21 protein-coding genes and 2 pseudogenes are annotated in these 22,173 nt (G+C 71.5%); 14 read left to right on the top strand and 9 right to left on the bottom strand.

Going from position 1 to position 22,173, the window contains the following annotated elements:
- Positions 1 to 7 precede the first annotated feature (7 nt).
- The 4 genes from ACX1D3_RS14070 to ACX1D3_RS14055 are packed head-to-tail and all read left to right on the top strand — an operon-like array spanning position 8 to position 4,013.
- Positions 8 to 730, top strand: coding sequence for a CPBP family intramembrane glutamic endopeptidase (locus tag ACX1D3_RS14070; RefSeq protein ID WP_458994444.1), 723 nt, complete (start codon positions 8 to 10; stop codon positions 728 to 730).
- A gap of 1 nt (position 731) precedes the next feature.
- Positions 732 to 1,760 (top strand): NAD(P)H-binding protein, encoded by a 1,029-nt coding sequence (locus ACX1D3_RS14065; RefSeq protein WP_458994443.1) that lies wholly within the window; start codon positions 732 to 734, stop codon positions 1,758 to 1,760.
- Positions 1,753 to 2,496 (top strand): class I SAM-dependent methyltransferase, encoded by a 744-nt coding sequence (locus tag ACX1D3_RS14060; protein ID WP_458994442.1) that lies wholly within the window; start codon positions 1,753 to 1,755, stop codon positions 2,494 to 2,496. The genes ACX1D3_RS14065 and ACX1D3_RS14060 overlap by 8 nt, the downstream gene beginning before the upstream one ends.
- Entirely contained in the window at positions 2,493 to 4,013 is a 1,521-nt protein-coding gene (locus tag ACX1D3_RS14055; protein WP_458994441.1) for an FAD-dependent oxidoreductase, read from the top strand. The genes ACX1D3_RS14060 and ACX1D3_RS14055 overlap by 4 nt, the downstream gene beginning before the upstream one ends.
- Before the next feature lie 124 nt (positions 4,014 to 4,137).
- Here the strand turns inward: ACX1D3_RS14055 and ACX1D3_RS14050 are convergent, their stop codons facing one another.
- From ACX1D3_RS14050 to idi, 4 genes and pseudogenes are all read right to left on the bottom strand, one after another.
- Positions 4,138 to 5,058, bottom strand: coding sequence for a phytoene/squalene synthase family protein (locus tag ACX1D3_RS14050; RefSeq protein ID WP_458994440.1), 921 nt, complete (start codon positions 5,056 to 5,058; stop codon positions 4,138 to 4,140).
- Complete coding sequence (gene crtI, locus ACX1D3_RS14045) at positions 5,055 to 6,563, bottom strand: phytoene desaturase family protein (protein ID WP_458994439.1); 1,509 nt, start codon at positions 6,561 to 6,563, stop codon at positions 5,055 to 5,057. Before crtI ends, ACX1D3_RS14050 begins: the two co-directional genes overlap by 4 nt.
- A pseudogene (locus tag ACX1D3_RS14040) lies at positions 6,560 to 7,462 on the bottom strand (polyprenyl synthetase family protein); the annotation flags it as partial. The pseudogene ACX1D3_RS14040 and the gene crtI, both read right to left, overlap by 4 nt.
- 189 nt (positions 7,463 to 7,651) lie before the next feature.
- A pseudogene (gene idi, locus ACX1D3_RS14035) lies at positions 7,652 to 8,221 on the bottom strand (isopentenyl-diphosphate Delta-isomerase); the annotation flags it as partial.
- Between the two features lie 127 nt (positions 8,222 to 8,348).
- Here idi and ACX1D3_RS14030 point away from each other — a divergent pair.
- A complete protein-coding gene (locus ACX1D3_RS14030; RefSeq protein WP_458994438.1) occupies positions 8,349 to 9,248 on the top strand; it encodes a MerR family transcriptional regulator in 900 nt (299 codons plus the stop codon).
- A gap of 302 nt (positions 9,249 to 9,550) precedes the next feature.
- On the opposite strand, the gene sucB is transcribed toward ACX1D3_RS14030, so the two are convergent.
- Both sucB and ACX1D3_RS14020 read right to left on the bottom strand, forming a co-directional pair.
- Complete coding sequence (gene sucB / locus ACX1D3_RS14025) at positions 9,551 to 11,329, bottom strand: 2-oxoglutarate dehydrogenase, E2 component, dihydrolipoamide succinyltransferase (protein WP_458994437.1); 1,779 nt, start codon at positions 11,327 to 11,329, stop codon at positions 9,551 to 9,553.
- Between the two features lie 50 nt (positions 11,330 to 11,379).
- Positions 11,380 to 12,780 (bottom strand): FAD-dependent oxidoreductase, encoded by a 1,401-nt coding sequence (locus tag ACX1D3_RS14020; RefSeq protein WP_458994436.1) that lies wholly within the window; start codon positions 12,778 to 12,780, stop codon positions 11,380 to 11,382.
- A gap of 167 nt (positions 12,781 to 12,947) precedes the next feature.
- Here ACX1D3_RS14020 and ACX1D3_RS14015 point away from each other — a divergent pair, with 167 nt between their 5' ends.
- Positions 12,948 to 13,274: a hypothetical protein gene (locus tag ACX1D3_RS14015; RefSeq protein ID WP_458994435.1), complete on the top strand. Its 327-nt coding sequence runs from the start codon at positions 12,948 to 12,950 to the stop codon at positions 13,272 to 13,274.
- A 222-nt stretch (positions 13,275 to 13,496) separates the two neighbouring features.
- Here ACX1D3_RS14015 and ACX1D3_RS14010 read toward each other — a convergent pair whose 3' ends face one another.
- Positions 13,497 to 15,002, bottom strand: a complete 1,506-nt coding sequence (locus ACX1D3_RS14010; protein ID WP_458994434.1) for a leucyl aminopeptidase — start codon at positions 15,000 to 15,002, stop codon at positions 13,497 to 13,499.
- Between the two features lie 221 nt (positions 15,003 to 15,223).
- Between ACX1D3_RS14010 and ACX1D3_RS14005 the strand changes: the two genes are divergently transcribed.
- Positions 15,224 to 15,532, top strand: coding sequence for a hypothetical protein (locus ACX1D3_RS14005; protein WP_458994433.1), 309 nt, complete (start codon positions 15,224 to 15,226; stop codon positions 15,530 to 15,532).
- On the opposite strand, the gene ACX1D3_RS14000 is transcribed toward ACX1D3_RS14005, so the two are convergent.
- Both ACX1D3_RS14000 and ACX1D3_RS13995 read right to left on the bottom strand, forming a co-directional pair.
- The gene (locus tag ACX1D3_RS14000; protein WP_458994432.1) at positions 15,501 to 15,704 is read right to left on the bottom strand and encodes a hypothetical protein; all 204 of its coding nucleotides are present in this window, start codon (positions 15,702 to 15,704) and stop codon (positions 15,501 to 15,503) included. The genes ACX1D3_RS14005 and ACX1D3_RS14000 overlap by 32 nt on opposite strands.
- Positions 15,704 to 16,360, bottom strand: coding sequence for a DUF3043 domain-containing protein (locus ACX1D3_RS13995; protein ID WP_458994431.1), 657 nt, complete (start codon positions 16,358 to 16,360; stop codon positions 15,704 to 15,706). Before ACX1D3_RS13995 ends, ACX1D3_RS14000 begins: the two co-directional genes overlap by 1 nt.
- Before the next feature lie 148 nt (positions 16,361 to 16,508).
- Here ACX1D3_RS13995 and ACX1D3_RS13990 point away from each other — a divergent pair, with 148 nt between their 5' ends.
- From ACX1D3_RS13990 to ctaF, 7 genes are all read left to right on the top strand, one after another.
- Entirely contained in the window at positions 16,509 to 17,324 is an 816-nt protein-coding gene (locus ACX1D3_RS13990; protein ID WP_458994430.1) for a PspA/IM30 family protein, read from the top strand.
- Positions 17,321 to 17,656 (top strand): PspA-associated protein PspAA, encoded by a 336-nt coding sequence (gene pspAA, locus ACX1D3_RS13985; RefSeq protein WP_458994429.1) that lies wholly within the window; start codon positions 17,321 to 17,323, stop codon positions 17,654 to 17,656. The genes ACX1D3_RS13990 and pspAA overlap by 4 nt, the downstream gene beginning before the upstream one ends.
- Positions 17,653 to 18,540: a glycerate kinase gene (locus ACX1D3_RS13980; RefSeq protein ID WP_458994428.1), complete on the top strand. Its 888-nt coding sequence runs from the start codon at positions 17,653 to 17,655 to the stop codon at positions 18,538 to 18,540. Before pspAA ends, ACX1D3_RS13980 begins: the two co-directional genes overlap by 4 nt.
- Before the next feature lie 85 nt (positions 18,541 to 18,625).
- Positions 18,626 to 18,982 carry a HesB/IscA family protein gene (locus ACX1D3_RS13975; RefSeq protein WP_458994427.1) on the top strand — a complete coding sequence of 119 codons (357 nt, stop codon included), beginning with the start codon at positions 18,626 to 18,628 and terminating at the stop codon, positions 18,980 to 18,982.
- A 148-nt stretch (positions 18,983 to 19,130) separates the two neighbouring features.
- Positions 19,131 to 19,988: an aa3-type cytochrome oxidase subunit II gene (gene ctaC / locus ACX1D3_RS13970; protein WP_458994426.1), complete on the top strand. Its 858-nt coding sequence runs from the start codon at positions 19,131 to 19,133 to the stop codon at positions 19,986 to 19,988.
- Entirely contained in the window at positions 19,985 to 21,718 is a 1,734-nt protein-coding gene (ctaD, locus tag ACX1D3_RS13965; RefSeq protein WP_458994425.1) for an aa3-type cytochrome oxidase subunit I, read from the top strand. Before ctaC ends, ctaD begins: the two co-directional genes overlap by 4 nt.
- The gene (ctaF, locus tag ACX1D3_RS13960) at positions 21,715 to 22,113 is read left to right on the top strand and encodes a cytochrome c oxidase subunit 4 (RefSeq protein ID WP_458994424.1); all 399 of its coding nucleotides are present in this window, start codon (positions 21,715 to 21,717) and stop codon (positions 22,111 to 22,113) included. Before ctaD ends, ctaF begins: the two co-directional genes overlap by 4 nt.
- Positions 22,114 to 22,173 lie beyond the last annotated feature (60 nt).

Genomic DNA, 22,173 nt, shown 5'->3' with positions numbered 1-22,173 from the left:
GGGTGACGTGCGCCGATTCATCGACGAACCGCGTGCCTTCCTGGCCGCGGCCCTCATCAACCCCGTCGAACGCGTCCGGACCGAGACGCCCGCGATGCGCCGCCGGCGCCGGATCGTGGTGGGCGTGACGGTTGCGGTGGGCGCGGTGGCGCTCGGCCTGGCGCTCGACATCCGGCCCGGCGCCCCCGAGTTCTACGCAGCGACACTCGGCGTGGCGGGTCTGTGGATTCTCGGCGCCCTGGCGTCCGGCCCCCTCTATCTCGGTGAGGGCCGCACGCGCGACGGCGGCCGCAGTCGGGGGGTGCTGCAGGGCTTCCTGCTGGGCCTGATCCTGCTCGCGATCTTCGTGGCGGGCGCGCTGGTCGTGGTGCGCATCCCCCTGCTCGCCGCGCCGGTGGAGGACCTGCTCGACCACGCCCGGCTCGGCACGCTGTGGCTGGTGGCGCTCATCACCGCCGTCAACGGGGTGGCCGAGGAGCTGTTCTTCCGCGGCGCGGTCTATGCCTCCCTGGACCGCCGGTTCAACGCCATCGGCTCAACGGCGCTGTACGCGGCCTCCACCCTGTTCACCGGCGTGCCGCTGCTCACCTTCGCCGCCGTGTGCCTCGGCACGCTCACCGCCGCCCAGCGACGGGTCACCGGTGGGGTCCTCGGACCCATCACCTCCCACCTGACCTGGTCACTGGGCATGCTGTTCCTGTTGCCGCCGATCCTCTCCCTTGGAGGCTGACATGCCCACCCGTACCGCGCTCGTCACCGGGGCCACCGGCCACGTCGGCGCCCGACTCGTGCCCGCACTCCTCGACGCGGGGTGGACCGTGCGCGTCCTGGCCAGGCGGCCGGAGCGGCTGGACCAGTCCTGGCGCCACCGGGTGCAGGTGGTCTCCGGCGACGCCAGCCACCCCGACGACGTGCTCAGCGCACTCGACGGCGTCTCCGTGGCCTACTACCTGCTCCACTCGATGGACGGCCACGGCGACTACCGGCGGCGGGACCGCGAGCTGGCCGCGACCTTCGCCTCCGCCGCCCGGACCGCCGGCGTGGACCGGATCGTCTACCTGAGCGGCCTCCACCCCGAGGGTGAGCTGTCCGAGCACATGGCCTCGAGGGTGGAGGTGGGGGAGATCCTGCTCGGCTCCGGCGTGCCGACGGCGGTGCTCCAGGCCGGCGTGGTGCTGGGGGAGGGCTCGGCCTCGTTCGACATGCTGCGCCACCTCTCCGAGCGGCTCCCCGTCGCAGTCGGGCCGAAGTGGCTGCGCAACCGGATCCAGCCCATCGCCGTCGACGACGTGATCCACTACCTCGTCCGCGCCGCGGAGCTGCCGCCCGAGGTCAACCGTGCCATCGACGTGGGCATGGACGAGGTGCTCACCTACGTCGAGATGATGCACCGCTACGCCACCGCCACCGGGCTCCAGCCGCCGTTCGTGGTCACCCTGCCGGTGCTGACCCCGCGGCTCGCCTCCCTGTGGGTGGGGCTGGTCACTCCCGTGGATTCCGGGATTGCGCGCCCGTTGGTCGGTAGCCTCATCCATGACGCCGTCAAGCGCGACGACGACGCAACGGACCTTCTCGGGGACCCGCCAGGGGGGCGGACCGGCTTCGACGAGGCCGTCCGGAAGGCCACCGCCCAGGTGGATCCGGCGCGTCCCCGCCGCACCTACGCCCGCCTCGGCGTCGCCTTGGTGGTCCTCGCGCTCGCGTTCACCACCGTCAGGACCATGACCCGTCTCGTGAAGGGAGGCCGCCAGAATGCATGATCACTATCGCGCCGGAAGCGTGACCACGACGGAGGCGTTCGACCGCGGCGCCGGCCACTACGACCTCATGGTGGCGCTCAACCCCGGCTACCACCGGGAGCTCCGTCGGGCGGCAGGCACGCTCGTCGAGCGGGTGGGAGACGGGCGGGGACTCAGCTTCATCGACCTCGCCTGCGGCTCCGGCGCCTCGACGCGGGCGCTGGTGGGCGCTGCACCGGTGGACGCCGAGATCCTCGGCCTCGACGCCTCCTCCGGCATGCTGGCCGAGGCCCGCGGCAAGGAGTGGCCGGCGGGGGTGAGCTTCGCGCAGGCCGTGGCCGGCTCCCTGGACCTCGACGCCGTCGGCGGGGACCGCGACGGCATCCTCACCTGCTACCTGTTCCGCAACGTCCCCCCGCTGGCCCGGGACCGCGCCGTGGCGGAGGTGTTCGCCCTCCTGCGGCCGGGCGGCTGGCTGGTGGTCCAGGAGTACTCCGTGGCCGGCGACCGGCGTGCGGAGCGCGTCTGGGACGCGGTGTGCCGGGGCGTGATCATCCCGCTGGGCGCCGTCGTGGACCGCGACGTGGACCTCTACCGCTACCTCTGGCGCAGCGTGACGGCCTTCGACTCCGTGGACCGCTTCTCCAGCCGTCTCACCCGCGCAGGATTCACCGACGTGGCCCACCGCACCGCCTCCGGATGGCAGCGCGGCATCCTGCACACGTTCGTCGCCCGCAAGCCAGAGGAGCATGCATGACCCAGCGCCAGTACCCCGGCCGCGACCCTCGAGCCGTCCGGCACCCCGGGCCCGTGGGATCGGCGAAGGTGCGCGACCAGCGGACCGCCGCCGTCGTCGGAGGGGGGATCGCCGGCATCGCAGCCGCGGCCGGACTCGCCGAGCGGGGGGTCCAGGTCACCCTCGTGGAGGCCTCAGACCGGCTCGGCGGCCGGGTGGCGGCGTGGCCGCTGGGCGACGGCCGCACCATGAGCCGCGGCTTCCACGCCTTCTTCCGGCAGTACTACAACCTGCGGGGCCTCCTGCGCCGGGTGGACCCGGAGCTTCGGCACCTGGTGCCCATCGACGACTACCCGCTCCAGCGGCCCGACGGCATGCGCGACTCCTTCACGGGCCTGGCCACCACCCCGCCGTGGTCGGTGATGCAGTTCGTGATGCGCAGCCCCGCGTTCACCGCGAGGTCGCTCGCGAAGGTCAACGTCCCGGCGGCGGTGGAGCTGCTCCGGGTGAAGTTCCCCGAGACCTACTCCGCCTACGACGGCGAGTCCGCCGCCGCGTTCCTGGACCGGCTGCGCTTCCCGGAGGAGGCGCGGGCCCTGGCCCTGGAGGTGTTCGCGCGCTCGTTCTTCGCGGACCCGTCGCAGTTCGGCGCGGGCGAGCTCGTCGCCATGTTCCACACCTACTTCATGGGCTCGGCCGAGGGGCTGCTGTTCGACGTACCCGACGACGACTACGACACCGTCCTGTGGGCCCCGCTGGGCAGGTACCTCGAGGGCCTCGGCGTCCAGGTGACCACCGGCGCCCACGTCGAGGCCGTCGGGATCGGGCAGGCCGCCGCCACCGTCGTCGTCGACGGCGAGGCCACCCCCGTCGACGCCGTCGTGCTGGCCGCGGACCCCCGCACCAGCCGGCAACTCATCACCGACCTGGCCGGGCCCACGCTGGGCAACTGGCAGCGCCGCGTGGCGGGCACCGTCAACGCGCCGCCCTTCGTGGTGGTGCGGCTGTGGCTGGACCGACCGGTGGACGCGTCGCGGCCGGCGTTCGTCGGCACCTCCGGATACGGCCCGCTGGACAACGTCTCGGTGCTGGAGCGCTTCGAGCGCGGCGCGGCCGACTGGGCGCGGGAGCACGGGGGCTCCGTCGTCGAGCTGCACGCCTACGCGGCGGACCCGTCGACGGCTGTCGACGTCGCGGCGGCTGACGGTGTCGCGGCCAGGCTGGAGGAGGAGCTGCACCGCATCTTCCCCGAGACCGCCACCGCGGGCGTGCTGCACCGCGAGGTGCTGGTGCGCGACGACTGCACCCTGATCGGCCCGGATCGTTGGAACGAGCGGCCGGGCGTGCGCACCCCGTCGCCCCGGCTGGTGCTGGCGGGGGACTGGGTGCGCTGCGACTACCCGGTTGCGCTCATGGAGCGGGCCGCCACCACTGGCTTCCTCGCCGCCAACGCGCTGCTCGAGGGCTGGGGCGCCGAGGGCCACGACCTGTGGACCGTGCCGATGGAGGGCCTGCTGGGCCGCTGGCCCCGTCGCTGAGGCCTGGGGAACGTGAGCTGACAAGCTACGTTCCTAGGCTTCGAGGCTCGTCGCTTCGCTCCTCGACCCACACCCGCTGGCTGACAAGGAGCGTTGTCCACGCCGGACGGGGTCACTCAGCCCCTCAGCCCGCGGCGGGCGCGACCCGATCTGCGAAGCTGACCCTCGGCAGCGACCCCGCAAGCGCCCGCAGAGCGACGCCCAGCTTCTCCCGGCCCGGCACCCGGATCCGGCCCGAGAACACGTCGTAGTCCGCCGCCTCGATCCGGTCCAGGATCCGGCTGTACAGCACCAGCGCCGTCCCGACGCATCGCCGCGACGCCGGGGGAAGCATGTCGAGCCCACGCAGCCCCTCGGCGTACAGCTCCCGGTTCCGGGCCACCTGCTCGGCCATCATCGCGCGCCACTCGGGGGTGACCCGACGGAGCCACGGGTCCGCGCCGTGCCTGGCCAGGTCCTCCTGGGGGAGGTAGACGCGGCCCCGGTCCAGGTCCTCGTCGATGTCGCGGAGGAAGTTGGTGAGCTGGAACGCCTGCCCGAGCGCGCGCGCCGGGCCCTTCGCCTCGGGGGTGAGGGGCTCCAGCACGGGCAGCATCATCTCGCCGATCACCGCCGCCGAGCCCTCCATGTAGCCGTCGCGCAGGTCCTCCCACGTCGCCCACGTGTCGCGGGTGAAGTCCGAGGCCATGGCGTCGAAGAAGCGCTCGAAGCACTCCGGGTCCGTGCCGCGCCGGTTGATGCTCTCCACGATGGCGGCCATCACCGGCTGCTCCGCCGTCCCGCGACTCAGGGCCTCGAAGAACGAGGACCGGAAGGCGGCGAGCCGCTCATCGGGGGTCCCGTCGCGGGGGACGGAGGCGTCGTCGGCGTCCACCTTGTCGGGCTCGTCGACGATGTCGTCGGCCAGGCGGCACAGCGCATAGACGGTGTAGACGTCCTTGCGCTGGGAGCGGGGCAGCAGCAAAGCACCCCAGTAGTAGGTGGTGCCGTACTCGCGGGTGAGCTCGGCGCACCGGCGGTAGCCCGCCTCCAGCGACGCGCTCATCGGCCCATCTCCGCGACGCGGGCGGCCGCCAGCTTGCCGGACACCAGCACCATGGGGATGCCGACGCCCGGGGTGGTGCCCGACCCGGCGAACACCAGCCCCGGCACCCGCCGGTCCACGTTCTTCGGCCGGAAGGGCCCGGTCTGCGGGAACGTGTGCGCGAGCGCGAACGGCGTGCCGGCCGCCATGCCCTGGCGCTCCCAGTCCACCGGCGTGACGAGCTCCTCGGTGACGATGTCGGTGGGGTAGCCCATCTCCTCCAGCGAGCGGAGCATCCGCTCGCGCAGCCGTGGGCCCTCGACGTCCCAGTCGAGCCGCCCCACCTTGAGGTTGGGCACCGGCTCCAGGTAGTAGAGCGTGTGGCAACCCTCTGGGGCGGCGCCCGGATCGTGGATGGAGGGGACGGACAGGAAGCGGGACGGGTCCGTCATGGCCGTGCCGGCGTCGAGCAGCTCGCGGAACGACTCGTCCCACGCCTTCCCGAAGTAGATGTTGTGATGGCCCGCAGCCTCGGGAAGCTCACCGCGCACGCCCACGTGCCACACCAGCGCGCTGGGGGAGTACCGCCCCGCCCGCGCGACCCTGGGTGCGGGCACGCCGGGCAGCAGCCGCTCGTAGGCCACGGGCAGGTCCGCGGTGACCACGACGGCGTCCGCCGCGAGCACCTCGCCCCCTGCCAGGCGCACGCCGGCCGCCGAGCCGTCGGCGCGGCGCTCCACCCGCTCCACGGGGCTCGAGTAGCGGAACTCGACGCCCGCGTCGGCGGCCGCCGCAGCCATGGCCCGGGGGACGGCGTGCATGCCGCCCTCAGGGAAGAACACGCCCTCGATGGAGTCCATGTAGGTGATCACCGCGTACAGCGCCAGCGCCTTGGCGGGTGCCAGCCCCGCGTACATCGCCTGGAAGCTGAACACCCGGTGCAGGCGCTCGTCGTCGAACCGGCGGGCGACGGCGGGGCCCAGCCTCCCGAACCCGCCGAGCCGGATCAGTTCGGCCGCCGCGAGCGGCGAGCGGAACAGGCTCAGGGGGGAGTTGAAGTTGGCGTCGATGAAGTGCGGGAGCTCGACGTCGTTCAGCCGCTTGAGCCACGCCACGAACTTGTCGAACGCGGCCGCGTCCTTCGCCCCGCTCTGGGCGGCGATCTCCGCCCGCATGGCCTCATGTCCCGGCCGCACCAGCATGGTGGAACCGTCGGGGAAGTGGGCGTGGTAGGCCGGGTCGAGCAGCGTCAGGGCGACGTAGTCCTCCACGCGCTTCCCGACGGCGTCGAACGCCTCCTGCAGCAGGGAGACCATCGTGAACACGACGGGGCCGGTGTCGAAACGGAACCCGTCCTTCTCCAACGAGCCGTTGCGGCCGCCGGGGATGGCCTCGCGTTCCACCACCGTGACGCGGTGGCCCGCGCCCGCCAGGTGCATGGCGGCGGCGAGGCCGGAGAGCCCTGCGCCGACGACCACGACATGCTTCGGCGATCCGCCCACGTGGGGGGTGCGGCGCCCGCTCATGCGTCCCTCCAGGCGAGGGCAGAGGCGGCGTCGCGCAGGCCGGCCACGCCGGCCGCCGACAGTGGTGGCGCCTTGAGGCAGTCCAGGCCGGCGTCGACGGCGTCGGCGATCATCGCCTCCAACTCGGCGGCGACGCCCGAGTCCCGGATCACGGCGGCGAGGCGGTCCACGTCCGTGGGGCCCAGCTCCGGCGTGCCGAGGCGCGCGATGAGGGCGGCGTCGTCGCCGGTGAGGCGATCCTCCGCGAGTGACAGCAGCACGGTGGCCTTCGCTTCCATCAGATCGTCGCCGGCGGGCTTGCCGGTGACCTCGGGGTCTCCCCAGACGCCCAGGTACTCGTCGCGCAGCGCGAACGCGCGGCCCAGGTGGTCGCCGCAGTCCATCAGCGCGCTCACCACGGAGGGGGAGGCCCCTGCCGCCGTCGCGCCCAGCTGCAGCGGGCGCGCCACGGTGTAGCGGCCCGTCTTGGCGCGGCCGATGTGCTCGGCGTGCGCTCGGTCCCGCCGGCCGGCAGCGGCGCCGGTGAGGTCCGCCCGCTGGCCGGCGATCAACTCCACCGACAGCGCGTACCACACCTCGCGTAGCGGGGCCGGGAGTCCGTCGACCAGGCGGTCGGCGACGGTGTGCGCCAGGTCCCCCAGAAGGATCGCCATGTTGCGGCCGAAGACGTCGGCGTCGCCGTAGCCGCCGCAGTCGCGGTGCCAGCCGGCCGCGGCGACGTGCGCGGACGGGCGCCCGCGTCGGGAGTCCGACTCGTCCATCACGTCGTCGTGGATGAGCGCGAACAGGTGGAGCGTCTCCAGGGCCGCGGCGGCGCGGATGAGGTGGCGGTATCCGGTGGAGCCGTGGGTGCCGCCGGCCGCGATGAACCCCCAGTAGGCCAGCGCCACGCGCAGCCGCTTGCCGCGGCCCACGAGCAGGCCGCCCAGCCACCGCGGGAGGTCGTCCTCGAGGATGTCGAGCTTGAGGTCACCGGCGTAGCTCTGCCACTCGACCGCCAGGGTGTTGCTCTCGGCGCTCAGCAGGGCGTCCACGTCGGCGATCGCGGCGCCCACGTCGACGGTGGGAGGGGCCGGCCGCCACGCCGCGTCGGGATGCGCCGTCGCGATCTGGGGGACCTGGAGCGAGGCCCACGGGCTGTAGACGTGCGGAGTGGCGGTGATCGCGGCGGTGAGGTTCTCCCACGGCACCCACGCCCACTCGGCCACCTCGTCGGGGTTGGCCAGCGGCTGCTCGTCGGTGACGAAGGCGGCGAACACCGGGCAGATCTCGTTCTCGACGATGCCCGAGGCATCGACGGCGCGGTAGCGGAAGTCGGGGAGGAGGCTGACCAGTGGGCCCACGCTCATGCCCAGTTCCTCGCGGATTCGGCGGCGTGCCGCGTCCTCGAGCGACTCGCCGGGCTTGGGGTGGCCGCAACACGAGTTGGTCCACACGCCGGGCCACGTCTTCTTCGCGAGCGCGCGGCGGGTGACCAGCACCTCACCGCGGGCGTTGAACACGTAGGTGGAGAAGGCCAGGTGGAGAGGGGTGTCCGTGGTGTGGACCTGCACGCGGTCCGCAGTGCCGATGGGCATGCCGTCCTCGTCGAGGAGGACCACCTCGTCAGGCGGGGCGGCGCGGCCCCGCAGCCTCGGGGCGCTGTGGTCAGCGATCATGATTGTCCAATGTTTGTCTAACCTTTGCGTCGACGATAGCGGCTCAACCGCCGGGGCGCAACGTACTGCACAAGGTTTGTCCAATGTTTGCTACGGTAGCTCCAGCCCATCGCCGGGAGGATTCTCGATGTACACAGTCAAGCAGGTGGCCACGCTCACCGGGGTGGCCGAAGCCACCCTGAGGGTGTGGGAGCGCCGCTATGCGGTGGTGAGCCCCTCACGCACGCCCGGGGGCTACCGGCTGTACGACGACAACCAGGTGGAGGCGCTGCGGGAGATGGCCTCGCTCGTCGAGGCGGGGGTGCCGGCGTCCAGGGCCGCGGACACCGTGCGCGGCCTGCCGGGATCCGGGGTGGTGGGGGCACCGTCGACGCTCGCCGACGCGGACGCCGACGGCGGGTCGGTGGAGCGGCCCGCGGCCGACGAACTCGTCTCCGCCGCCGCCTCACTGGAGCCTGTCCGCCTGACGGAGGTGCTCCGCCGCGCGTTCGCGAGCGGGAGCTTCGAGGACGTGGCGGACGGGTGGCTGCTGCCGAGCCTGGTCCGCATCGGGGAGGCGTGGGAGGCCGGCGAGCTCAGCGTCGCGCAGGAGCACTTCGCCAGCGCCGGCCTGATGAGGGCCATCTCCGCGACCTTCGACGCCGCGCCCGTGGCCGCCACCGGGCCCACCGTGCTCGTTGGCCTCCCGCCGGGCGACCGGCACCAGATCGCGCTCCTCACCTTCGCCACCTGCCTGCGCCGTCGCGGGGTCAACGTGGTCTACCTGGGCTCCGACATCCCCGTCGACGAGTGGGTGCGCGCGGCGGACGGTCGTCGCGCCCGGGCCGCTGTGATCGGGGTCACGTCGGAGCGGTTCGTCGAGCGCGCCCAGGCTGTCGTGGACGGGCTGGCGCAGGTGTCGCCGCCTCTGTCGGTGTGGGTGGGTGGCTCGCACTGCGGATCGATCGCGGGCGTCCACCACCTCCCCGGCGCGGTGGCGGAGGCCGCCTCCATCCTCCACGTCAGCCTCGCCTCCGGCCGCCTCTGAGCCCCCCGCCCTCCCGTCGACGGGCCCTGGTTTGAGCCGGACACACCTTCCGACGACGTGAGTTGAGCCGGACACGGCTCTCGGTGGAGCGGTTTGAGCCTGGCGTCGGAGTCGAACCGCAAAGTCGATGATTTGATCGTTCAAGCTGGCGCGACTCCGAAGTCCGGCTCAACCACGGGTGGGGGGAGCCGGGCGCGGGGCGGTGGGAGCGCTGGCGGGGGGCGGGCGGGAACCATGCCAGGACGACGCGAGGGGCGCCAGCCCGCAGGATGGCGCCCCTCGTCGTCGATGGGTCAGGCGGCTCAGAGGCCGAACTCGCCTCCGAAGTCGCCGTCCTCCAGACGCTCCTTGACCGCCGAGAGGAACCTTGCCGCGACCGCGCCGTCGATGAGGCGGTGGTCGTAGCTGAGCGACAGGTACATCATGTGGCGCACCGCGATCGACTCGTTGCCGAAGCGGTCCTCGATCACGACGGGCCGCTTGACCAGCGCGCCGGTGCCGAGGATGGCCGCCTGCGGCTGGTTGATGATCGGCGTGTCGAACAGGGTGCCCGCCGAGCCGTAGTTGGTGATGGTGAACGTGCCACCGGACAGCTCGTCCGGCATCACCTTGCTGGCGCGCGTGCGGGCCGCGAGGTCCGCGATCTTCTTCGCGAGGCCGGTGAGGTTGAGGTCTCCGGCGTCCTTGAGGACGGGCACCAGCAGGCCCTTCTCGGTGTCCACCGCGATGCCGATGTGCTCCCCGTCGGCGTAGGTGACGGTGCCGGCCTCGGTGTCGATGGTGGCGTTGACGATCGGGAACTGCTTGAGCGCCTCGACGGCGGCCATCGTGATGAACGGCAGGTAGGACAGCGAGGCGCCCTCGCGCTTCTTGAAGTCGTCCTTCACCTGGGAGCGGATCCAGCTGACGGCCGTGACGTCCACCTCGACGGTGGCCGTGAGCTGGGCCGAGACCTGCAGCGACTCCACCATGCGCGCCGCGATGGTCTTGCGCAGCCGCGACAGCTTCTCCGTGGTCCCGCGCACCTGGGCGGCCGCGGGGGCGGCCTTCGGGGCGGCGGCCGCGGGGGCTGCCGGTGCGGTGGCCGGAGCCGGGGCAGGTGCGGCCTTCGCGGCCTCGGCGGCCTCGATCACGTCCTGCTTGCGGATGCGCCCGCCGACGCCGGTGCCCTTGACGCTGGCCAGGTCGACGCCGTGCTCCTTCGCCAGCTTCCGCACCAGCGGGGTGACGTAGGTGCCGTCCGCGGACGCCTCGGCCGCGCGTCGTGCGACGGCGGCCTCGACGGCGGCGCTGTGCTCCGGCTTGGGAGCAGGAGCGGGCTCCTCCTTCGGCGCTGCCGGGGCGGGAGCGGCCGGGGCAGGCTCGGGCTTCGGGGCGGGGGCGGGCTCCGGCTTGGGGGCGGCCTTCGGGGCGGGCTCGGGCTCGGGGGCGGCCTCCGCGGCTGAGGCCTCGCCGATGATGGCCAGGACGGCGCCCACCTCGGCCACCTCGTCCTCCTTGAATCGGATCTCGAGGAGCGTTCCGGCGGCGGGGCTGGGGATCTCGGTGTCAACCTTGTCCGTGGAGACCTCCAGGAGCGGCTCGTCGGCCTCGACCGTGTCGCCGATCTCCTTCAGCCACCGCGACACTGTCCCCTCGGTGACCGACTCACCCAGGGCGGGGAGCGTCACCTCGACGCCTGCCGACGACGCGGCCGCGGACGGCGCGCTGGGCGCGGGGGCGGCGGGAGCCTCCTCGGGCTCGGCCTCGACGGGTTCCTCCTCCGCGTTCTCCTCGGCGGGGACCGGCTCGGGCTCAGGCTCAGGCTCCTCGGCAGGGGCCTCGGCGGCTGCGCCGCCCTCGCCCGCCTCGCCGATCACGGCCAGCACGGCGCCGACCTCGGCGACGTCGTCCTCCTGGAAGCGGATCTCGAGCAGGACACCCGCGGCGGGGCTGGGGATCTCGGTGTCAACCTTGTCGGTGGAGACCTCGAGCAATGGTTCGTCGGCTTCGACGGTGTCTCCGACTGCCTTCAACCAGCGGGAAATGGTGCCTTCCGTGACGGATTCGCCCAGCGCCGGGAGAGTTACTTCGGTTGACATGTGAGATGGCTCCTTTGCAGACCGCGATTTGGCCCCAGCCTATATGCGATTCAGCCGTGCATGTGCAGTGCCCGCCCGGCCAGTGCCCAGTTCGCTTCGGCGATCGCCTCGCTCAGGGTGGGGTGGGGGTGGACGATCCCGGCGAGGTCCTCGGGCGTGGCGTGCCACCCCACCAGCAGGCCGCCCTCCGCGATCAGCTCGGCCACGTCGTCGCCCACCGCCTGGACGCCGACGATGGCGCCGCCCTGGCGCCGCACCAGCCGCACCACGCCGGTCTCGCGTTCCCCGGGGGCCCGCAGGATCTGGGCGCGGCCGTTGCCGGTGAGGTGGTAGTCGATCACTTCGGCGTCTGCGCCGGCCTGGTCCGCGGTGAGCCCCACCGAGGCCACCTGGGGGGTCGAGTACGTGATGCGCGGGATGTCGGTGTCGCGGGGGAGGGTGGGCCGCGCCGGGTGCCTGCCCTGCAGGTGCGCGATCCGTTCCGCGAGGAAGAGCCCGTGCGCGTAACCACGATGCGCCAACTGCGGCCCTTCGACCACGTCGCCGGCGGCGAACACGCCCTTGACCCGGGTCTGGAGGGAGTCATCGACGACCACATGTCCGCCCGCGGTCAGTTCGACGCCGGACTCCGCCAGTGCGAGCCCTTCCGTCGACGGCCTTCGGCCGACAGCGACGAGCAGCATGTCGGTGGCCAGGGTCTCCCCGCCGATCCTGACCGCGACCCCGTCCCCGGCGGTCTCCGCGGACTCGACGGCGGCGCCGAGCCGCACGTCGACCCCGCGGCCCTTCAGCGCCCGCGCCAGGATCCGCGAGTGCCCGGGCTCCTCGGCGGGCAGCAGCCGGTCCATGGCCTCCACCAGCGTGACCGCGACCCCCAGGTCCGCCCACATCGAGGCGAACTCCACCCCGATCACCCCTCCGCCGAGCACGACGGCGCGCCCGGGCAGCGCCTCGAGCCGGAGGGCGTGGTCGCTGGTGAGGATGCGCGTCCCGTCGACGGGGAGGCCGAGCGTCACCGGCGCCGCCCCCGTCGCCACCACGACGGCGCGGGCCCTGTGCACCACCGCGCCCGTCTCGATGCCCGGCCCCCGCTCGTCGACGGTCAGGGTGCCCCGTTCGCGGATCACCGTGATGCCGCGCTGGGCGATCAACCCCTCCAGCCCGCGGTGCAGGCCGCCGACCACGCCGTCGGCATAGCGCCTGATCCCGGTCGCGTCCGTGTCGCCGAGCGTGACCCCGATCCCGAACGACGGCGCCTTCGCCACCGTCCGCCGCACCTTCGCCGCCTGCAGCCACGCCTTCGTCGGGATGCAGCCGCGGTGAAGGCAGGTGCCGCCCATCGGGGTGTCGTCGATCAGGACGACCCGGAGGCCCAGTTGCGCGGCGCGCAGCGCGCAGGCGTAGCCGGCCGAACCGGCGCCGAGGATGGCCACATCACAGGGGTCAGTCATGCGCCCCAGTCTCCCACGGCGCGCGGGCTGTGAGGTGGCCCGCGGCTCCTCCCAGCGGGCGGCACGGCGGGCGATCGCAACTGTGCCCGGGTAGTCCGAACACCCACCCGGAGGGCGGCGTCCACCCTCCTGGCCCGGTGTTTCACGGGCGTCGGCATAATGGGCCCGTGGGTTGGTTTCGACGGAGGCAACGCGAGGCACAGGTGGCGCGGGAAGACCGCCAGGTGCCCGATGCGCTGCGCGATCACCTGACCCAGTTCGTCGCCACCCGGCGCGGGGTCGAGGCGTGGGTGGAGCAGCCCACGTCGTTCAACAAGCCGTCCCTGCTACTCGTAGCGGCCGACGGCGAGTCCACCCGCCGCGGCCTGCCGAGCGCGGCCTACGGGTACGAGTTCGCGGCCCGCTGCAACATCCCCTGCTACGACGCGGGAGTCGTGCCCTACCCCAAGCGGATGCGCGAGTACGGCCTGCGGGCCAAGCGCGCCCGCCAGTAGCCCGTCTCGGGTGGCCCCCACCACCCACCACCCTCCGCCCTGCTGACCACGTCGCGTCGCCTGCCTGATGTGCCGTCGCCTGCGCTGCCGCCTGTTGTATGTTCAGCCGCCTGCGCTGTAGCGCGGGCGCCGAGACGTAGCGCAGGCGCCAACCTGGGGGGAGCCACCGAAGGCGTGCCGACGCGGGGGTGTGTGCGAGGGTGGGGGACGGCAGGGAGCGGGTCAGCGTTCGAGCAGGCCCGCCAGCGACACCAGGGTCCGCACCCCGGCGCCCGTCCCGCCCTTGGGCACATAGCCGTAGGCCGCGTCCGGGTTCTCGGCGGGACCGGCGATGTCCAGGTGGGCCCAGGCCACGCCGTCGGGCACGAAGCGCTCGAGGAACGCCGCCGCGACCAGCGCGCCGCCCCACCGGTGCCCGGCCCCCGACTTCATGTCCGCGACGGTGGACTTCAGCTGCTCGCGCGTGTGCTCGGTGATGGGCAGCTCCCAGAAGTCCTCGGCGGCCGCCTCCGCGGCGTCGAGGAGGAGATCCGAGGTGGCCTCGCCGTTGGTGAGCAGCCCGCCGGTGCGCATCCCGAGCGCCACCATGCAGGCGCCGGTCAGGGTGGCCACATCGACGATGAGGTCGGGCTTGTCCATCCCGGCGCGCGCGATGGCATCGGCCATGACGAGGCGGCCCTCGGCGTCGGTGTTGAAGTTCTCCACCGTCTGCCCGTCGAACATGGTGAGCACGTCGCTCGAGCGGTAGGAGCTGCCCGAGGGCATGTTCTCCGCGAGGGCCGCGTAGGCCGTCACCTTCACCTTGATCCCCAGCGCCGCGATGGCCCGCACGGCGGACACGACCGCGGCCGCGCCGGACATGTCGAACTTCATGCCCGCCATCTGGCCCGCAGGCTTGATGTCGAGGCCGCCGGAGTCGAACGTGATGCCCTTGCCCACCAGCGCCAGGTGCGCCTCGGCGCCGCGGGGGTTGTAGGAGAGCCGCACCAGCCGCGGCCCGCGCGCCGAGCCGCCGCCGACGGCGAGGATGCCGCCGTAGCCGCCGCGCTCCAGCGCCTTCTCGTCGAGGATCTCCACCGCGACCCTCTCGTCCCGCACGTAGGCGCGCGCCGCCTCGGCGAAGGTCTCGGGGTAGAGGAGGTTGGGGGGTGTGTTGCCCCAGTCGCGCGCCTGGCACACGGCCTCGGCGGTGGCCTTCGCCCGCGACACCGCGTCCTTCTGATCGGTGCCCACCAGCGACGACACCAGCGCGATCGACGCCACGGCCGCGGGCTTGTCGGACGCGGTGATGGGTTCGAAGCGGTAGGCGCCCAGCAGCGCGCCCTCGCCGGCGGCCTGCAGGAGCTCGCCGTCGGTCAGCTCGAGCGACACGGCCACGGCCAGGCCCGCGACGTCCGGCAGTTCCGCGATCTTCCGCAGCGCTGCCCCCACCGCGACCCTCACGCCGTCGGGCGTGACGTCGGCGTCGCCGAGCCCCACCACCGCGATCCGGGCGCCGTCGACGGCGGGCAGGAGCGTGACCTCCTCGCGTGTGGTCGTCGCGCCGAGCGCTGCCGCGAGCTCTGACACCCCTCGGCCGTAGGTCTTCGTACATGACTTGTCGAGGTCGCCGACGAGGCCGACGAGGGCCTTGCCGGCCTCGTTGATGGTCACCAGGCCGAGGAGGACGACGTCGGTCCCCTTGGGCAGCGCCTTGGTCAGGGTCAGGTTCGGGTTGATCCGGGTCACGCCGTCAGCCTAGTGGTCGTCACCGTTGGTTCACCGGGGGTCTGGCCGGCCCAGGCACGCACAATCCTCCGTTGTCGTCTCTTCGACGATGCCCCCGCATCGCCTCACTCCTCCGCCTCGCACTGCACGCGCCTGGCCCACCCATCCCCCCGACGAGCTGACGGTGATGACCACTGGGAGCGAAGTTGGGGCCTCCGGCGCCGGCGGGTACCTTTGCCCGCATGATCAAGCGGGTGGGCCTGTGGGCGTTCATCGTGGCCGGAGTCGCCGTCGCCGCGTGGGGCGTGGTGTCGTGGGCGTCTCCGTCGACGTCCTGCCGCGGCATCGAGATGGGCCCGGGCGACACCTGCGAGTACTCCAGCCTGACCAACGAGCGCGGCGGCAAGGTGCAGCGCTACGAGGACCGGATCGCGGTGGCGCGGGAGCAGGCGCCGTTCGCCGTCGCGGCGGGGCTGGGAATGGTGGCCTTCGGGGCCGTGCTGGCGAGGCGCCCCGCGGTCACGGAGCCAGAGACATCGGGCCGTAGATGAGGCGGTCCTCCTCGTAGAGGCTCACCTCTGCAACGCCCTGCTCCAGCAACTCCCCGTAGAACAGCCCCAGCCACTCCTCGGCGGCCGACTGGTCCTCGAACCGGTGCAGCAGACCCACGGCAGTGAGCTCCCCGACGGAGAACGACCCCGTCTCCGGCTTCCAGTGATACATCAGATGGCGTCGCCGCGGCTGATCCGCGCGGCCGGCTGGCGGAACCGTCGGATCATCAGGGACCGGTTGAACATGTAGACCAGCAGGCCCCTGGTGGACGCGTCGGGGTAGCGCTCGGCCAGCAGCTTCTTGAAGCCGCGCCACATGATGCCGACGTTGATGAGGGTGAAGCCCAGGAGCACCCACAGGCTCATCGAGATCCAGCTGGAGACCACCACGTTGTTCATGGTCACCATCACGCCCGCCATCACCAGGATCATCGCCGGAAGCATGAACTCGGCGACGGTCCAGCGCGTGTCGACGTAGTCGCGCAGCAGCTGGCGCTCCGGGGACTTCTCGACCCGCTCCCAGGCCTCATTGCGCGAGCGGGACTTGGACTGCGCATCAGCCTTGCGCTGCTCCTTGGCCGTGAGGGTGGGGTGGAGCCGCTCCATGCGGGCGGCCTCGGCGGCGCGACGGGTGGGCGTGGCGCCCTCCTTCTTGCGGACCACCTGCCTGGGGGCCGTCGCGGCAGCGGTGTCGGCGGCGGGCTCGGCGGCGGCGGCCGGCTTCTCCGACGCCTTCGCCGCTGCCTTCTCGCCCTTGGGCGTCAGCGTCGAGATGTGATCGGTCGAGCTCGACTTGTCGTTGCGCTCGTAGGGCCGGAACAGTGCCACGGTGGTGTCCTTGTGCGGGGGGCGGGTACGGCTGCCCATTCTACCCGAGCCGGGTCAGGGTCAGCTCAGGGGAGCGATCGACTCCGGGTGCACCGGGGCCGCGCTAACGTGGAGGCGCACACAGCACGTTGTCGTGGAAGGACACCCCGTGGCCAGCATTTTTGAACGCATCGCACTGGTCTTCAAGTCGAAGGCCAACAAGACGCTCGACAAGTACGAAGACCCCCGCGAGACCCTCGACTACTCGTACCAGAAGCAGCTGGAGCTGCTGCAGAACGTGCGACGCGGCGTTGCGGACGTGGCCACCAGCCGCAAGCGCGTGGAGCTCCAGGCCAACAAGATGAACCAGGAGGTGCAGCGGCTGCAGTCGGCGGCGCAGCGCGCCCTCGAGTCGAACCGCGAGGACCTGGCCCGCGAGGCGCTGACCCGCAAGGCCGGCCTGCAGACCCAGCTCGACGAGCTGCAGGCGCAGCACGCCCAGCTGCAGGGCGAGGAGGAGAAGCTGGTGCGCGCCAGCTCCCGCCTGCAGGCAAAGGTGGACGCCTTCCGCACCCGCAAGGAGACCATCAAGGCCACGTACTCCGCCGCCGAGGCGCAGACCCGCATCAACGAGGCTTTCACCGGTATCTCCGAGGAGATGAGCGACGTCGGCCTCGCCATCCAGCGCGCCGAGGACAAGACGCTGCAGCTGCAGGCCCGCGCGTCCGCCGTCGACGAGCTGCTCGCCTCCGGCGCGCTCGAGGATCCCACCGGCATGGTGAAGGACGACATCACGCGCGAGCTCGACGCCCTGGCGTCGGACTCCACGGTCGAGAACGAGCTGGCCGCCATGAAGGCCCAGCTGACCGGGGCCCCCGCGCCGCGCGCCGAGATCTCCGCGCCGTCGAACGGCACCACGGAGGCACCCGCCGCCCCGGCTGGCGTGCAGCAGCCCGCCGCGCCCTCGCAGGAGTCGCAGGCATGATCGTGCGGATCATGGGCCAGGGCCAGTGGGTCCTTGAGCCCGAACACCTGATGGAGCTCAACGAGCTCGACCGGACGCTCGAGGAACGTGTCGCGGCCGGTGACGAGGCCGGCATGCGCGCCGCGCTCACGCAACTCGTCGACGGCGTGCGCGCCCGCGGCATCGAGGTCCCGGAGGACGTGCTGGCCGAGTCGGACCTGGTGCTGCCGGACTCCGACGTCACGCTCGACGAGATGCGCGGGCTGCTGGACGAGATCAGCGAGTACTACGGGCTGATCCCTGACGCCCATGACGAGCTGAACGAGGCCGACGCGGAGTCCAGCGAGCTTTGAGAGTCGTCGTCGCATCCGATGCCCTCGCCGGGCTCAGCGCGGCCGAGGCGTCGGAGACCATCGCCCGCGCCTTCGCCGAGCGCGGCGCCGAGGTGGTCGTCGTGCCGCTGGGGGTGACCGGTGCCGCCTTGAGCGGGGCTGTGGGTGTCGCGGCGGGGGCGTCCCTGGCGGCGCCGTCGGACGCGGCCGAACTGGGACCCGTGTTGGCGGAGGCAGGCGGGGACCTGGTGCTGGACCTCACCTCCTGCCAGGTCGCGGACCTGGGCAGGGAGGCGTTGGACGCGTTCGGCGCCAACCCGGTCACCGCGCTGAAGGCCGCCCGCGACACGTGGGCGGGGCGGCGGCTCGTGGCCCTCGTCCCGGAGGGCCAGCCGGAGCGGCCGCTGACCGGCCTGACCGGCCTGGCCGCGACGGAGGGGCGCGAGCGGGGCATGGACCTCGCGTCGGTGCTCAGCGCAGACTCGGCCGCGGGGCGGTGGGCCGCCCATCTCGGTCTCACGCCTGAGCCCGGTGCCGGGTCGGCCGGGGGAGCGGGGCTGCTGATCCAGGCCATGGGCGGCATCGTCACCGACCCGCTCACGTATCTGGTCGACGTCTTCGGCCTGGCCGGCACGCTCGCCCAGGCCGACGTGGTGGTCACCGGCGCCGAGTCGCTGGACTTCCACGCCGTCGGCGGGCCCGTGGTGAAGCGGGTGGTGTCGATGGCGGGGGAGGCGTTGCGGCCGGTGATCGCCGTCGTGGGCCGCAACTTCGTCTCCGCCCGGGAGCTGCGGCTGGCCGGACTGGAGGCCGCCTACCCGCTGACGCCCGGCGCCGACGGTGAGGCCACCCCCCGGCACCTGGCAGATGTCGCGGCCAGGGTGGCCACCACCTGGTCCTGGTGACAACGCCCTACGCCGTGGGCGATACGGGGATGGGGTTTCTTGAGGTAGCGGCGTAGAATCGTGGAACATCCATCCAGACAACGACTTGGAGCCAAGCGTGACCGATACCCAGATCCAGACCGGCGTCGTCCTCACCGACGTGGCCGTGCAGAAGGTCCGCGCCCTGTTGGACGCTGAGGGCCGCACCGACCTCTCCCTGCGCATCGCGGTGCAGCCCGGCGGCTGCTCCGGCCTGCGGTACCAGCTTTACTTCGACGATCGCACGCTCGACGGCGACGTGGAGACGGACTACGACGGCGTCATGGTCGTCACCGACAAGATGAGCGCCCCGTACCTCGGCGGCGCCAGCATCGACTTCGTCGACACGATCGAGAAGCAGGGCTTCACCATCGACAACCCCAATGCCCAGGGATCCTGCGCCTGTGGGGACTCGTTCCACTGAGAATGGTCTGAAACTTCCTACTGTAAGCCACCCCCGCGGAGAGCTCTCCGCGGGGGTGACTTTTTGCGTTAAGGTGGGCCCCAGCAGTGGTGTCCTGTGAAATCCAGCGCGGAGAATCGCAGGCCAGTGGTCAACGGAAGGGCAACTTGTGAGTGGCAATCCTGCGCCATCGCGTCGGCGGTTGGTTCGTGGCTCCCTCCTCGTCGGGGTCCCGCTCTCGCTGACGGGATTGACGGCGTGCTCGGAACAGGGTGCACGGTTCGGGCTTCCCGAGGCGGCAACCGAGCAGGCTCCCATCATGGGCAACGTGTGGGTGGGTGCCTGGATCGCCTCGCTCGTCATCGGCGTGCTCGTCTGGGGGCTGATCGGCTGGGCCGTCGTCCGCTACCGCCGCAAGGACGGGGATGCCCCCGCCCCCCGGCAGACCACCTACCACCTGCCCCTCGAGCTGCTCTACACGCTGGTGCCGTTCCTCATCATCGGCGTGCTGTTCTTCTACACGGTGAAGGCATCCGACGCGGTGCTGCAGAAGTCGGACGATCCGGACGTCACCATCAACGTCATCGGCCAGAAGTGGTCCTGGACCTTCAACTACATGGAGGAGGACAACCCGGACATCGGCACGAATGCCCACGAGATCGGCACGCTCGAAGTCATTCCGGACCTGTACCTCCCCGTCGATCAGACCGTGCGGTTCAACCTGCAGTCGGCCGACGTGATCCACTCGTTCTGGGTGCCGTCCTTCTATTTCAAGATGGACGTGATCCCCGGGCACCCCAACTCCTTCGAGGTGACGCCCAACAGGCTGGGCACCTACGACGGCAAGTGCGCCGAGCTCTGCGGCCAGTACCACGCGCTGATGCTGTTCAAGGTGCACGTGGTCTCGCAGGAGGAGTACGCCGCGCACGTCAAGGAACTCGCCGCCAACGGCAACGCGGGCGAGCGGGAGCTGCAGGAGGCCATTCAGGCCGTTCTGCCCACGGAAGCACCGGAGGAGCACCAGTGAGCAGCGCAACCATCACCGAGCGCACCGCACTCCAGCAGGAGACCAAGACCGAGCCGCACCGCCTCGGTGAGACGGTCATGAAGTACCTGACGACGACCGACCACAAGGTCATCGGCAACATGTACTTCGTCACCGCGTTCTTCTTCTTCGGATTCGGCGGCCTCCTGGCGCTGGCCATCCGCGCCGAGCTGGCCGCGCCGGGCATGCAGTTCGTCAACTACGAGACGTTCAACCAGTTCTTCACCATGCACGGCACCATCATGTTGCTGATGTTCGCCACGCCCATGTTCGCCGGCTTCGCCAACGCCATCCTGCCGCTGCAGCTCGGCGCCCCGGACGTCGCGTTCCCGCGCATGAACGGGTTCTCGTTCTGGCTGTACGTGTTCGGCTCCTCGATGGCCTGCGCCGGCTTCCTCAGCCCCGACGGCGCCGCCAGCTTCGGCTGGTTCGCCTACGCCCCGCTGTCGAACGCCATCCACTCTCCCGGCATCGGCCACGACCTGTGGCTCATGGGCCTCTACCTGCTGGGCCTGTCCACCATCCTGGGCTCGGTGAACTTCGTCACCACGATCATCACGATGCGCGCCCCCGGCCTCACGATGTTCCGGATGCCCATCTTCTCGTGGAACATCCTGGTCACCTCCCTCATGGTCCTCATCTGCTTCCCCGTGCTGGCCGCCGGCCTGCTCGTCCTCGAGGCGGACCGCGTGCTGGGCTCGAAGGTGTTCGACCCGGCGTCGGGCGGCCCCGTGCTGTGGCAGCACCTGTTCTGGTTCTTCGGCCACCCCGAGGTCTACGTCATCGCGCTGCCGTTCTTCGGCATCATCACCGAGGTGCTGAGCGCCTTCAGCCGCAAGCCGGTGTTCGGCTACTACGGCCTGGTGTTCGCGACGCTGTCCATCGGCGCGCTGTCCATCTCGGTGTGGGCGCACCACATGTTCGTCACCGGGGCTGTGAACCTGCCGTTCTTCTCGTTCATGACGTTCATGATCGCGGTGCCGACGGGCGTGAAGTTCTTCAACTGGATCGGCACCATCTGGCGCGGGTCGTTGACGCTCAACACGTCGATGACGTTCGCCATCGGGTTCCTCACCACCTTCCTGTTCGGCGGACTGACGGGCATCATCCTGGCGGCGCCGGCGCTGGACTTCCAGGTCTCCGACACCTACTTCGTCGTCGCGCACTTCCACTACGTGCTGTTCGGCACGGTGGTGTTCGCGATGTTCGCCGGCTTCTACTACTGGTGGCCCAAGTTCACCGGCAGGATGCTGAACGAGACGTGGGGTCAGGTGCACTTCTGGACGCTGTTCGTCGGCTTCCACACCACGTTCCTCGTGCAGCACTGGCTGGGTGTCGAGGGCATGCAGCGGCGCATCGCCGACTACGGCGCCTGGGAGGGATTCACCTTCCTCAACCAGGTCTCCACGTTCGGGGCGTTCCTGCTCGGCGTGTCGATGCTGCCGTTCCTGTGGAACGTGTGGATCACGCGGAAGTCCCCGCTGGTCGGCGTCAACGACCCGTGGGGCTGGGGCCGCTCGCTCGAGTGGGCCACGTCCTGCCCGCCGCCGCGGCACAACTTCGATTCGCTGCCGCGCATCCGCTCCATGAGCCCTGCGCTGGACCTGGCGCGTCCCGAGCTGGTCGAGAGCGCCAATCTGCACGCTGAGGACCCGGGCGAGTTGCTGGACCGGGTCAACCCGATCGTCGAGCCGGAGGGCACCAAGCAGTGAGAGCCGAAAAGTACGTCTTCTGGTTCATGTTCGTCTTCTTCCTGATCGTCACGCCCATTTACTGGTTCATGGCGCGGGAGATCGCCGGCACGTTCGTGCTGGGCTTCACCGGCCTGCTCGGGCTGATGATCGCCGGCTACCTCACCCTGACGGCGCGGAGCTTCGACCCGCGCCCTGAGGATCGCGCGGACGCCGAGGTGATCGAGGGGGCGGGCACCATCGGCTTCTTCGCGCCGAAGAGCATCTGGCCCTTCTGGGCCGCGGTGACGGTGATGATCATCTTCCTCGGACCGGCTTTGTCGCAGCCCTGGATCAGCCTCGTGGGCTTCGGCATCGGCATCTGGTCGGCCAGCGGGTGGATCCTCGAGTTCTACCGGGGCGACTACAAGCACTGAATACGCGAAAAGGAAGGGGCCCGGTCCGATGGACCGGGCCCCTTCCTGCACAACGAGACA

This window comes from Tessaracoccus yangjingae (genome assembly GCF_054483935.1).
This window is presented reverse-complemented; position numbering and strand designations above follow the sequence as displayed.